The 13,597-nt window shown below is 39.0% G+C and carries 12 protein-coding genes; 4 read left to right on the forward strand and 8 right to left on the reverse strand.

All coding sequences use genetic code 11. The features are described 5' to 3' along the window. Nucleotides 1-73 precede the first annotated feature (73 nt). Nucleotides 74-1,135, reverse strand: coding sequence for a DUF2955 domain-containing protein (locus L2672_RS03560; protein ID WP_248994466.1), 1,062 nt, complete (start codon nt 1,133-1,135; stop codon nt 74-76). Continuing rightward, complete coding sequence (locus L2672_RS03565) at nt 1,125-2,300, reverse strand: HlyD family secretion protein (RefSeq protein WP_248994467.1); 1,176 nt, start codon at nt 2,298-2,300, stop codon at nt 1,125-1,127. Before L2672_RS03565 ends, L2672_RS03560 begins: the two co-directional genes overlap by 11 nt. 633 nt (nt 2,301-2,933) lie before the next feature. Here L2672_RS03565 and L2672_RS03570 point away from each other — a divergent pair. Beyond that, nucleotides 2,934-4,241: an anaerobic C4-dicarboxylate transporter gene (locus L2672_RS03570; protein WP_248994468.1), complete on the forward strand. Its 1,308-nt coding sequence runs from the start codon at nt 2,934-2,936 to the stop codon at nt 4,239-4,241. A gap of 95 nt (nt 4,242-4,336) precedes the next feature. Here the strand turns inward: L2672_RS03570 and L2672_RS03575 are convergent, their stop codons facing one another. Both L2672_RS03575 and L2672_RS03580 read right to left on the reverse strand, forming a co-directional pair. Next, a complete protein-coding gene (locus L2672_RS03575) occupies nt 4,337-4,681 on the reverse strand; it encodes a zinc ribbon domain-containing protein YjdM (RefSeq protein ID WP_248994469.1) in 345 nt (114 codons plus the stop codon). A 179-nt stretch (nt 4,682-4,860) separates the two neighbouring features. Next, nucleotides 4,861-5,049: a ribbon-helix-helix domain-containing protein gene (locus L2672_RS03580; protein WP_248994470.1), complete on the reverse strand. Its 189-nt coding sequence runs from the start codon at nt 5,047-5,049 to the stop codon at nt 4,861-4,863. A 313-nt stretch (nt 5,050-5,362) separates the two neighbouring features. Here L2672_RS03580 and L2672_RS17345 point away from each other — a divergent pair, with 313 nt between their 5' ends. Beyond that, on the forward strand, nt 5,363-8,119 hold the full coding sequence (locus L2672_RS17345; RefSeq protein WP_248994471.1) for an EAL domain-containing protein: 2,757 nt from the start codon (nt 5,363-5,365) through the stop codon (nt 8,117-8,119). On the opposite strand, the gene L2672_RS03590 is transcribed toward L2672_RS17345, so the two are convergent. Then, a complete protein-coding gene (locus tag L2672_RS03590; protein WP_248994472.1) occupies nt 8,116-9,453 on the reverse strand; it encodes a leucine-rich repeat-containing protein kinase family protein in 1,338 nt (445 codons plus the stop codon). The two genes, L2672_RS17345 and L2672_RS03590, sit on opposite strands and share 4 nt — an antisense overlap. A 261-nt stretch (nt 9,454-9,714) precedes the next feature. Continuing rightward, complete coding sequence (locus L2672_RS03595) at nt 9,715-10,758, reverse strand: alkene reductase (protein WP_248994473.1); 1,044 nt, start codon at nt 10,756-10,758, stop codon at nt 9,715-9,717. A 140-nt stretch (nt 10,759-10,898) separates the two neighbouring features. Between L2672_RS03595 and L2672_RS03600 the strand changes: the two genes are divergently transcribed. After that, a complete protein-coding gene (locus L2672_RS03600) occupies nt 10,899-11,477 on the forward strand; it encodes a TetR/AcrR family transcriptional regulator (RefSeq protein ID WP_248994474.1) in 579 nt (192 codons plus the stop codon). Here L2672_RS03600 and L2672_RS03605 read toward each other — a convergent pair whose 3' ends face one another. Beyond that, the gene (locus tag L2672_RS03605) at nt 11,478-11,705 is read right to left on the reverse strand and encodes a TIGR02922 family protein (protein WP_248994475.1); all 228 of its coding nucleotides are present in this window, start codon (nt 11,703-11,705) and stop codon (nt 11,478-11,480) included. Nucleotides 11,706-12,066: 361 nt separating this feature from the next. Between L2672_RS03605 and L2672_RS03610 the strand changes: the two genes are divergently transcribed. Then, entirely contained in the window at nt 12,067-12,789 is a 723-nt protein-coding gene (locus L2672_RS03610; RefSeq protein ID WP_248994476.1) for a YebC/PmpR family DNA-binding transcriptional regulator, read from the forward strand. Nucleotides 12,790-12,865: 76 nt separating this feature from the next. Here L2672_RS03610 and hpf read toward each other — a convergent pair whose 3' ends face one another. Beyond that, a complete protein-coding gene (gene hpf / locus L2672_RS03615; RefSeq protein ID WP_248994477.1) occupies nt 12,866-13,222 on the reverse strand; it encodes a ribosome hibernation-promoting factor, HPF/YfiA family in 357 nt (118 codons plus the stop codon). Between the last annotated feature and the right edge of the window lie 375 nt (nt 13,223-13,597).

The raw sequence follows: 13,597 nt of genomic DNA on the forward strand, positions 1-13,597 counted from the left end.
TATATATTTGTATGAATAATACCGAGCCTTACGACCTAACATCGTTATCTTAAGAGACTCATTTTCCATTGAATTAATGACGATTTGACGGCAGAAACCGCCAATTTCTTGTTTCTAAGTAAAATGAAGCCACAACCATATACACCCCAACAATAAATAGTTGCGCGATACGAATATAAAAATTAGTCGCGACATCCGAATCTGTTGACGAAGCCGTTGAGCCGACAACAACCAGTAAACCAGTAAAGATACCAGCAAAAATTGGCGCTTTTGCAGGGTCTTGATAAATCTTCTGAGCAAAAATTAACGCAGCAAACATGGTTAAGCCAACATAAAAAGCTAACTCAGGTACGATCACTAATAAGTTATAAAACACTATAGCCAACACGCCCCCTATGCCGTTAGTAAGCAATAAAAACAAACTGACTTTTATGCTTTTAGTGCCTGCGGCTTGCAAAGATAAAATAGCGATAAAAATCATGGTGAGTAATGCACCTGTTACTTCAAACAAAAAGAAAAAGGTGATCACAGGGAAAGAGATTATTAACGCTCTAATTGCTTCATAAAAACGCTGGTCAGATGAAAGTTCAGGCTCTGAAAAACGTTCTTTTTCAGGGGCAAGATCAGGTAATAAAATATGTAATAAGGTAAAAATTAATACCGCTATAACACCCGATAAACTAATCCCTGCCCCGACAAAAATGGCTATACCAGGGTGTAATATCCCTAAGTAAGGTAAAACCAATGTAGAAACAATTAAAATTGTGGCGAAAAAGTTCCACTTAGGATTTGAGAATAAATAATAAGCCCATAGCATCATTAAAGCTAACAAGGGCAAAAGGATAAATGGATAATGAACAGGGCCAAAACTCACCATCCAAGCAATGCCAATTGTCACCACCATTGAGTTGAGCAATTCATATACAGTTTGAATGGTCGGTGCAACACGTTCAACTAAAAATTTAGCAACAAACACGGGCAATATGAAGGCTAACTGCCACTCAAAAAAAGCTGAAATAGCTACAGCAATACCAACACCTAGCGTAAAACGTAGCACTCGGCGGGTATATATTACCTCAACCAATTCTGTATTCTTGGCATTTGAACTATCTTGCGCAGCTGCATTATCTGACATAAGAAAACCAGCTTACCGCTCGAATCCAAAATCTGCCGAATAGGTTCATCATTGAATCTTCTTCCGTGTAAACCATCACATCAGCTTGCCCTCCCACCCTTCGCATACCTTTAGCTTGTTCATCGTCAAAATGTATCGTGACAGGAAATCGCTGAGTTTGTCTTAACCAACCAGTTTGACCGGTGGTTTGAGCAAGTTTGCCAGTTTGCTCACTTTGCCCCCAATCAACACCGTAATCAATATGAGCCACTTCGCCAGTAAACACTTTACCGGGAGCATAATCGAGTGCGAATTCAACTTTATCTCCCGCTTGCATATTACCTAGGCTATTTTCTCTGAAGTTAGCTTCAATCCATACATCTTCAGCAGAAATAAAAGTCATAATGGGCTGACCGGCAATAGCATAAAAACCTTCCTTTAAGCGAAAATTTGAAGCCACACCATCTGTTGGCGCTTTTATCTCTGTACGAGCTAAGTTAAGCTCGGCTTGCTCTAACGCTAATAATGCTGACTTAACTGCAGTATTGTTCTCACCTTCTGAGCCTAATCTTTCTTCTGCTTTAGCTAAATCAGCTTTTGCACTGGCCACTCCGGCTTTTGCACTGGTTAGGGCTGCACGGGCATTATCGGCATCAGCCTCTGACATAACTTGTTGTTCAACCATGGTAAAAATACGCTTAGACTGTACTTTTGCATTAGTATAGTTGGCTTCAGCATTTACCACCTTCGCTTTAGCGGCGGTAACATTTGCTGTTAATGCTCCCATGTTTTGCCCTGCCTGCGTTACATTCTGCTGTGCGGTATACAGTGCAATTTCATAATCGCGGGGATTAATTCTTGCTAACACTTCTCCTTTACGAATTAAGGTATTAGGTGTTGCTAAAATTTCAATCACTTCACCCGAAACTTGTGGGGTAATGGGGACAACAAAGCCTCGAATGCGCCCTAGGTCGGTTGAGGGAATATAACGGTCAGCAATAAGATGAAATACAAACAAAAAGCCAACCACAATGAGAATAATATTGGTCGCTTTTCGAATTTTTGGGTTCTTAGACTGTTCTGTTTTGGTATCAACAAGATTAACATCTTCCGGAGGGGTATCTTGATTATTCGCGTTTGTGGCGACTAATGTAGTAGAAGATTGTTCGTTATGCTTGTCTGTCATAATTTACCTTGGATTAAATCAATGTCATGATTGTTAACCTAACAACTCAAAGTCGATTGTGTTAATAATGGCTAACCAACAGTGTTAGCGAGATGTAACCGTTGTTATTTATTGTCAGTATAGAACTAACATTGTTTTAAATTCAACCATAAACGAGTGCATTTTCTAGCAAAAACTTACATCAAAGCTAGCCGTAACATGCTGATTTAAAGTTATTATTAAACAGCTAACTTATTCCACTCTAGTAAAGCCGACTTTTCTAATTTAATTCACCAAACATTGATCTAGATTTAAAAAGAGTTCTTTCAATCGCGTATAATCTAACCAAATTAAAATCTAACAAAGTTGAACGGACTCTCTTCCGAGTATGACTAAAGTTTTGCAAAGCCTCGAATAATCCATATTCACACTTCGCCTTTTATACTCATTGATTGAATAACCAATACAGAAAAATACCTTAATTTGTCAGTTCAAATTTGGCTTTCTACCCTGAGATAAGTTGCTTTCGTTTATGCGTCAAACCACTGTCTACGGTTATATCACAATCAAATTAAGCTAATTTCTTGGCAGCAATTTCAGTTAAAAATGCTGCCACAATATAATTTTAAAAGTTTCACCTTGAGGTAATAAAAAATGGTAGTGGTAGAATTGCTCACCGTACTGGTGTTCATATACTTAGGCGCAAGAATTGGCGGTATAGGCATCGGCCTTGCCGGTGGGTTGGGTGTAGTATTTTTATCTTTGGTGTTAGGTGTCCCCACTAGCCAAACGTTTATCCCTATTGATGTAATTTTGATCATTATGTCGGTAATCACGGCAATTGCAGCAATGCAGGTTGCAGGGGGTTTAGACTGGTTAGTCGATATTGCTGAGCGTTTTTTGAAAAAACACCCACAACGCATCACTTTTTATGCCCCAATGGTGACTTTCTTTATGACCTTGCTTGCCGGTACTGGTCATACTGCATTTTCAACTTTACCCGTTATTGCTGAAGTCGCTAAAGGACAGGGTATCCGCCCTTCTAGACCATTATCGATATCTGTTATTGCCTCACAGGTGGCAATTACTGCTTCGCCAATTTCTGCAGCGGTTGTTGCATTTGCGGCAATGCTTGAGCCACAAGGGGTCGATTACTTAACTTTACTATTGATTTGTATTCCTACAACATTTATCGCCTGTATGATAGGTGCTGGTGTTGCTAACTTTTTGGGGTGCGAGCTAAAAGATGACCCTGTATATCAACAACGTTTAGCGCAAGGCTTAATTAAACTCAACACTGACCAAAAACGCGAAATTTTACCCACAGCTAAAACTGCCACGAGCATATTTTTAGCAGCGATTACTTTAGTCGTCATTTATGCTGCTGCAATTTCTGATTCAATTGGACTAATTACTAACCCCACCTTAGGACGAAATGAGGCCATTATGAGCATTATGCTCAGTGCCGCTGCTATTATTGTTTTAGTCACTAAAATTGATGCTTCAAAAATTCAAAATGCTGCCACATTTCGTTCAGGAATGACCGCATGTATTTGTGTATTAGGTGTCGCTTGGTTGGGGTCAACTTTTGTCAATGCCCACGTTGATGGCATTAAAGACGTTGCAGGAGCATTGCTCACTGACCATCCATGGATGCTCTCATTAGTGCTATTTTTTGCCTCAATGTTGTTGTATTCACAAGGCGCGACGACAGTGGCATTAATGCCAGCCGCACTGGCTATTGGTGTTGCACCACTAACTGTTGTAGCCTCTTTTGCTGCCGTTAGTGCTTTATTTGTATTACCAACCTATCCAACGCTGCTCGCAGCAGTAGAAATGGACGATACCGGCTCAACACGTATTGGTAAATATGTGTTTAACCATCCATTTTTTATCCCCGGTGTCGTAACAATTACCTCTGCAGTAATATTGGGCTTTATCTTTGGTAGCTTGTTTATCTAAGCAAATGATTAATATCGAGCCGACAAACAAAAACACCCGCTTAATGCGGGTGTCTTTTTATTGAAAACTGAATTTAAAACAGTCGTGAAAACTGATTAGTTTTGCTTTCTAACAAACTTTGATTTAAGCATCATCTGCCCATGACCATCGACTTTACAATCAATGTCGTGGTCAGCATCCACAAAACGCTTAATAACAGCCTTGGTTCCCACTTTAAGTACTAAAGAAGAACCCTTTACTTTAAGGTCTTTAATAAGCGTTACTTTGTCATCTTCAGCCAGTAAATTACCTACAGCATCTTTTAAAATAATGGCATCAGGGTCAACCACAACTTCATTCGGATTCCATTCATGGGCACATTCAGGACAAATTAATAATGAACCATCTGAATAAGCATAGGGAGATTCACATTTTGGACAAGGTGGTATGGTATCGCTCATGGATAAGTCTCTTTAATTTATAAACGGTGACGGTTCAAGCATTGTGCAAGACTTACCCGATAAAGCCGAATAAGCGCAGCGAAAGTCTAAACCAAAAAATGATAATGGCATTATAATAAAATTATCATATATCAGCCAGTCTACATTCATTGGTTCAACTGGCTTGTGTCAAATATTGGCTAAATTTTTACTTTAGGATTATGTGTCGGTTGATTGCCATAGGTCACATCGTGTTGTTCAAGATAGCCTCGAATTAATTGTCGAACTACTTGAGATGGTGTGAGATCTTGCGAGGCACATAGTTGCTCAAAAGCTTGCTTTTTACTTGGGTCTAATAACACGGTGAAGCGAGCGGTTTTATTTTCCATTTCAACAAACTCTATCAAATATTATCATTTGATTATAATACCACACCAATTTAAGGCTAACGATGGACAACCCCATCATTGAGTTAGTTGTGGTGTAATAAGCTCATTGAAAAACGGGCTTTAACCTTAAAAAGCACTCATAAACAAAAATACTTTACCTATGACTTGACCCTGTAGTATTTGCAACGCATATTTATATAACAATGCATTTACATTATTAAATCAATAATCAAACCCTTACAGGCAATAATTCAAGGATTGTAATGATAAGCCACCTATTACTACAACCACCCACCATCAGAGCATTAGATTTGTGAGTTTAATTGCCCATTATTTACATAAGTGGAAAATAAGGCTGTTAATTTTAATTGCTCTTGCTTTGCTGTGGCCAATTCAAGCATTAGTGATTAACAGCCTACAGTCAGACGCATTAACACCTTACCCAATCAAAATCCCTGCCAACTTAACGTCAGAAATACGTCAAAACTGGCAGATTCCCCCTAATGCACAAATAGACAGAGTCTTTATTAGTGGTGGATTTAATGATTGGAATACCAATGAATCTTTTTATCAAATGTCTGCGGTAGACGGTTTTTGGCAGTATCAATTACCTGTATACCCAGGTGATATTGAATATAAATTAGTTATTTACCTAAAAAATATCTCTGAGCCAGTATGGATTTTAGACCCACAAAACCCTGCAACTTCAACTAACCCTTGGGGAGGAGAAAACTCAGTATTACACATTAGTGATTGGCCAAAAATTGCTTTTACGAGTCAAGTTTTAACTTTAGCACTGGCAGGAACATTTTTACTTTTTTGTCTATTAGAGCCATTATTATATTGGTTACTGCATCAAAAATTACCTTTTTATAAAAAATTGGTGGTCAGTAACATCTTGATTTTAGCTTGTGCTCAAATGCTATTTTTCAGTTATCAATTGCATCTCAATAGGCAACTGATCAAGCAAGGTCTTATTGATAATGTTCACACTATTCACCTCATATTGAGTGGTAATAACATTAACTTTAATAACCTATCAAACCAACAGCAAAATCTTGATAGCACATTAGCGCAATTTTTTGTGCCAGCAACCACCCGAGTTGATAAAACTCAAAGTAGTTTATTTCAAATCACATTGTCTGACTTTGCGGTATTAGATCCCCACGGGGAACTTATTACTTTAAAGCATCGCACTCAAAACCAACATCTACAACAAACCCGAGCGAATAATCTGGGGTTCAAAAATACCAATGACTATTTTATGAAGGGTATTTGGCGGGATTTACTCCCTAAAGCATTGAACTTCCCGTTAAATGGACAAATTGTTATAGGTTCTCGTCCTTATAATATTAGCCAAGTTGAAACCGCCAGAACCCAAACGGCTGAACTTGTTTTAGGCTTCAGCCAATTTATCCAACCCATTGTATATCGTGGCCAGTTAAAGGGCTTTTATGCTGGTTCAATTCAAGTAAAACTGTATGGTGATGAACTATTGAGAATGCTGTTTTTCCAACTTTTACTTTTTGCTGGGGTTATTATTTTATCAAGCTGGCTTTATACCCGTGTGGGTAAACTAGTCACCTCTGATATTTTAAAACTTAATCGATGGACTAAAGATATTGTCGGTGGCAACTTGACCAAAGTACTCAATATTAATAGCCAAGATGAAATTCAACAACTATCTGAAAATTTCAACAAAATGCGTATTTCACTACAAGATAGTTTTAGCCAAATTGAGCAACAAAATACCAAGTTATATCAAGAAGCTTACTTCAATAGCCTCACTGAGTTACCCAATCGAAAAAAGCTTTATAGTGACCTAGCAACGTCACATATCACCGCGTTACTGGTATTAAACATTAACGATTTTGGCGAATTTAATGATTTTTTTGGTGTTAGTGCTGGTGATGAAATATTGATAGAAATCACCAAGCGACTCAATTCGTCTTCATTACCTTTAACACTCTATAAAACCGGCCCAGATGAATTTACCGCCATTGTGGAATCACAAGAAAACAGTATCAATGAAGCAAAGTTAACTCAACTTGCGCAGCAAATTGTCGACATGATTGGTCAACAAGCGTTTATCATTGAGGGAAGTGAATATTATATTTCTATCAGCATAGGCGGAGCACTTCTGCCCAATGAAGCCAGTAAACCTCAACAAAAACATATTGACCAACTTCATCGGCAGGCCGACTTAGCGCGACGAGTTGCCAAAAAGCAACGACTTAAATTTTGTATCTTTCAGCCGCAGATGGCGAATAGTGAAGCCTTTAAAGATAATATGCGCCTAAGCCAAATGCTTGCACAAGCGGCCAATGAGCAATGGGTAACACCTTATGTCCAATTGATTGCTCCCTTAACCGGTGGCGCAATAAAATTTGAATGTCTAATGCGGATCACCTTGCCAAATAAGGTCGTATTAGCACCTGCCCAATTTATGCAGGCAGCAAGACATTCACGGCTTTATAGCCAGCTCATGCGTACCATGCTACAAAAATCGATACAATTATTTAAAGATCAACCCTATGAGTTTGCAGTTAATATCACTTTAGATGATATTGCTATCCCGCAAAACTTAAATGCCATTTTAGCCTTACTAAAACAAGAGCCTGACACCTGTAAAAGACTCAACTTTGAATTATTAGAAAGTGAAGAAATCACCAATTATGACGCGGTAGAGCAATTTATAAAATTAGTTAAGCCCTATGGCTGTAAAATTGCCATCGATGACTTTGGTTCAGGCTATTCTAACTTTGTGCATTTACTCAGCTTAGATATTGATATTATTAAAATTGACGGCTCTTTGATAAAGCATTTAGACAGTGATCCCAAAGCACAATTATTGGTTGAAACTGTAGCGAGCTTTTCACAAAAAATGGCCATTACCACGGTGGCCGAATTTGTTGAAAACGAGTCAATTTTAGCCCTTCTGAATCAATATAATATTGATTATGCTCAAGGATATTTACTCGGCAAACCCGAGCCCTCGATAGCGCAGGCGCTTGAATGCTATTTACCGCAACTGGCCACCGCAAAAACAATCGATACTTCGACTCATTAAATGCTGGCTAATAAAGCCGCCACTTCTGCAAAATTTGGCCGCTCATCTACCTTTGGAGCAAAACACTTTGCAATAATCTCGGTCAATTGAGCCACTGCACGTTGTTCAAGCCTTGCATCATTTGGGTTGACTAGGTTAAGTAAGTCATCCAGTAAACACCCTAATGCTCGCACTTCAACTTTTTGCATATTGGCTTGTTGATGTATTGGAAGATGCACTAAGTTCGAGGCCGCGCCAAAATCACCAAACAACACATTATCTTGCTGATTAATCATTATATTGTGAGCATACACATCACCATGACTGACATTTTTATGATGCATATGAGCCATAGTATTGGCGATTTGTAGGCCGATACTGACAATCTGCTGTAGTGCGAATTCGGTTTCAGCCAAAAACGTATCTCGGGTACAAGTGATTAACGACGGCGGTAAACCTAAATTTTGGTAACCAGCAGGAATAAGCTCCATGATCAACCCGAGTTGATGCGGGTGTGTCTGCTGCTGGTTAATTTGGCCTATTGCAGGGATCAAATTGGCATGTTGCCCTACGGTCAAACAACAATCTAATTCATCTGCTGGATAACCGTCACTGGTTATGGCCCCTTTAAATATTTTAACCGCTAACTCATTAGGCAAATGTTGTAAATTTTGCGGTTTATGTTGCCAAGTCGCTCGGTAAATCACCCCTGAAGCTCCTTGACCAATTTGAGCCTCTAACTGCAAGTGTTGCGGGTTGATAGTGGGTACGCTGTTATTTAAGCATTCTGCGACATGATTAAATGAATTACCTGCAAACGCTAACCAAGACAATTTAGGTAAAGTAAACAACCAATCTGGCAGCTCAGTTAATTGGTTAGCTGATAAGCGTATAAGCTCTAAATTAACGCAATTTTTCATTGAATCTGGCAGTGAAGTTAACTCATTACCTGCTAGGGCTAATTTTCTTAACTGAGTGAGTTGACCAAAGTTGTGAGGGAGTTGGCTTAATTGGTTATCCGTTAAAATGAGCCATTTGGTCGTTATAGGCAAAGCGTCTGCTGCAATATAGCTAATACGATTAGCCTTAAAGCCCACCATTTCCAATTTAGGGCATTGGCTTAGAACTTGTGGTAACTCAGTAAATTGGTTCTGAGATAAAAAAACGATGCGTAAATTAACCAATTCACAAAAATTATCAGGTAGGCTAGACAATTGATTATTGGATAAATCCAATATTTCTAAACTGTCTTTTAACGCGATTATTTGCTGGGGAAACTCAGTTAACTCTTCCACTATTTGAAGACGCTTAATACCGTGTAATTCACCAGATTTTAGTTTAGCAAGAGTGTGCATAATAGCCTTTTTAAAAAATAAGCCGCTGATTATAAAGAAGCCAAATTTCAATTACCATTAAACTTGCTAGCAAAATTAACACGCCCCTCCCCCTCTAAACAAAAAAAGACCACTGCATGGCAGTGGTCAAATGGAAGCGAAAAAGTAATATGGGGTTGACTGATGAAGGTCATACTTTTTAGCGGCACGCTTAATAAGTCAAAAATAACAAACTAAAAGTGCATTCCTTAAAATGATGAAACTAAAACAACCAAGTCAAGGTTAAATTAACTCTGCTAACATCGCGTCGTTGTATTCCACTAAAGGTTGTTGATTGCGCACTTTAGCGACATAATCGGGGTTAGCAATAAATGGGCGACCAATAGCAAGTAAGTCAAACTTGTTGCTTTCAATCGCTTGTGCGCCTGACTCTGCAGTATAACTTCCTACCCCAACCAACGTTTTAGGGTACACCTTACGTAGGTAGCTCGACACCGTACCGTCTAAGTAATCAAACTCCATTGAATCATCAAAAATACCGGCATGTACAAAGGCAATATCGCGTTTGGCAATTTCAGGTAATAGATAATCAAATACGTCACGATCTCGTTTATCACCCGCCATATTAAAATAAGCGCCCGGAGACAAACGAATTGCGGTTCTGTCTGCGCCAATACTGGCCACCACGGCATCTAATACTTCTAATGCAAAACGAGACATGTTTTCTGGCGTTTGACCATACTCATCTTCACGGCGGTTACTGTCATGGTGTAAAAACTGGTCAATTAAATACCCATTAGCGCCATGAATCTCAACGCCATCAAAACCTGCTTCAATGGCATTGGCTGCCGCTTGAGCATAATCATGGACTAATGAATCAATATCTTCTTTGGTTGCCGCTTTGGGTGTTTGGTATTCCAATTCACGCATTCTAGGAACCGTTCCTTCAACTGCAACAGCTGAAGCAGATAACACATCACCGCCACCAAAAAAGTGTGGATGTGCAACACGGCCTGTATGCCAAAGCTGAGCAAAAATTTTGCCACCATTTTCATGAACTGCGCTGGTCACTTTTTTCCAACCGGCTATTTGCTCAGCAGAAAATAGCCCCGGCGTATTAGGGTACCCTTGGCCATCGGGGCGAATAATAGTGGCTTCACTAATAATTAAACCAGCCTCAGCACGACGCGCGTAATAATCCACAATTTGTTGAGTAGGAACAAGGTTATCATCAGCCATGCAACGGGTTAATGGTGCCATTAACAATTTATTGTTTAGGGTCAGGCTGGTGTTTAATGGGTAAGGTTGAAATAAAGTGGTTGTCATGGAGAATCTCCTTTCTTGAATATGCGTTCAAGATAAACTTAATTGAATGATCATTCAAGTAGTTTTTGAATGTTTATTCAAAATTAGTTAGAATTACCCTTAATGACACAACACAAACGCGTAATATAAAGAGTACTGATATGAGAAATGCAGAGTTTGATCGCCAGGAAGTACTGCGGGGGGCAATGCGTGCTTTTTTGGTAAAAGGTTATGCCAAAACCAGTATGCAGGATTTAACCAAAGCAACCGGGCTTCATCCTGGCTCTATATATTGCGCATTTGAAAATAAAAAAGGCTTGCTACTTGCAGCCATTAGCCAATACCACGATGACCGCAGCCGTCAGTTTGAGTCATTATTTAATAATGATAATAACCCGCTTGAAAACCTTAAACGCTACTTCAACAACATTGTACAAGAGTGTTTAAGCTGCGATGCGACTCAAGCGTGTTTATTAACCAAGGCGTTAAGCGAGGTAGGCGAACAAGATGAAGATATTAGTCAATTGATCCACGCCAATTTATTCGCGTGGCAAACGGCTATTGAACAAGTACTAGATAAAGCAAAGTCATTGGATTTAATTAATAAACAGGAATCGACTCAAACTCAAGCTCAATATTTAATGATGGGGATTTACGGTTTACGGACTTTTGGCCATACTCATCCCAATGAAGAAGTGTTGCAACCGCTAGCAGATAAATTACTTAACAGCTTACTGTAGTTAATCGTCGCGAGATTGAGTTCGCTCACCCAATGAGTTAAGGACGTCGCATTCCCCCCTTAATACAGAGACAATGGATTTACCTTGCCTAAATGAGTCAGGTATCATCACTCGTCCAGATGCACTAACCGGCAGATCTTTTAATACCGCATGGTGCATTTCTAGCCCTGCTGGAGCCTCGTAATATAATACGGTAATTGTTGCCAATTGTGATTTATCAGCCGCCATTATCTTCCCTTATAACGATTAATCTGGTGAATGGGTTTACTCCAACACTCAGCTAACTGAAGCCTGAACAACTATGAGTATACTCACAATGCCATCATCCTTATACATTTTGTAATAATTGTTGTCAAAATTAACGACCCTACACCGTCAAACTTACAAATAAGTCTCTACTAAATATAGCTTATCGACAGGTTTTTTAAAGTCGCACCTAAACAGCTTGCAGGTTTCCTGCTAGAATCGAATTCAATTATCAGTCTTATACTCATTGGTATAAGAATATGATCGACTCAAGCAAAATAAATATCGAGTGATCATACCTTTATGCTAATAAGTATTTCACATTACAACAAAGAGATTTCAGATGGGCAGAGCATATCAAAACCGTAAAGAATCCATGGCCAAAACTGCCGGCCAGAAAACCCGCCTTTATTCACGCTATGGTAAAGAAATATACGTATGTGCCAAGCAAGGTGGTGTCGACCCAGATGGTAACTTGGCCTTAAGAAGCTTAATTTCACGAGCCAAAAAAGATCAAGTTCCAGCACATGTTATTGAACGTGCAATTGAAAAAGCCCGTGGTGGTGGTGGTGAAGATTACGATACTGCAAGATATGAAGGTTTTGGCCCAGGTGGCTGCATGGTGATTGTTGACTGCCTAACAGACAATGGTAACCGAACGTTTACTCAAGTTCGCCAAGCCTTTGTTAAGAATGATGCTAAATTAGGCAGCCCAGGTACTGTGGGGCATATGTTTGAACATCAAGCCGTGTTCGTATTTGAAGGCGATGATGATGAAGCCATTTTAGAGCTATTAATGATGGCCGATGTTGATGTAACAGATGTTGAACTAGAAGACGGTTTAATCAGCGTATTTGCCCCTGTTTCTGAATTCAACAATATCAAGGTTGCGTTAACTGAAGCGATGCCTGAAATTGACTTCAAGGTTGAAAACTTATCGTTTGTACCGCAAACCATGACAGAAGTATCAGGTGAAGACATTGAAAGTTTTGACAAATTTATTGCAGCATTAGAAGACTGTGATGATGTACAAAACATTTATCATAACGCTGAAATTAATGACTAATCTTTAAAAGTTTAATAGCCATAAACACAAAACGCAGCCTAGGCTGCGTTTTGTGTTTTATATTGATTATGCTTGATTAACGTAAATCCATTTCTTGCACTTTTTCGTAGGCAATTTCTGGCGCGGTAACTTCTGGCTTTGCATGCTTGTCAGCTTTTAAGTGCCCTTTACGATGTTTTAAGGCGGCATCTAGCTTTTTAGCTGCACTGGCGATTGCGGGGTACATTACGGCATCTTTGCCGTTTGCAGCAATGCGGCTGCCTTCGTAATTGGTGCTGACTTCAACATCAAACTCGCCATGCTCTTTGGCAATAATGACGTTTAGTGAGATAAGTGTCGGGAAATGGCTTGCAAGCTTAGTAAACTTCTCTTCTACATGTTGCTTAACAGTGTCGGTAACATCTACATGGTGACCAGAAAGATTTATTTTCATAAAGTGTCCTTAGCGTTATTACGTCTTTTTAATGTCTTATTTCGTCGACTACATAAAAAGAACTTGGGGCGTTGACTGTAGATCTCAAGAGATTAAATGAACAAAGTGCCAAAATGGGGATTAAAGTCACATCTGTAATTTAATTCTGTATTGTTTTACAAATACTCTGTCGTTATCAAAAAAATTGAACAACCATGTTCTTAATTTGATTTAACACCACAATACACACTTAGTATAGACACAAACAAGTCAATTTGTTGGCTAGTTTTGTCAGCTTTACAAAGACGCTCACAAAGCAGGCTAAAAACCATTGAAATAAGATAAAAATTAGCCAAATAGCTTTGGCGAATGAATATAAATTAATGCGATGGTATT

The organism is Shewanella gaetbuli, assembly GCF_023284065.1.
In the GTDB taxonomy this organism is placed as follows: Bacteria; Pseudomonadota; Gammaproteobacteria; order Enterobacterales; family Shewanellaceae; genus Shewanella; species Shewanella gaetbuli.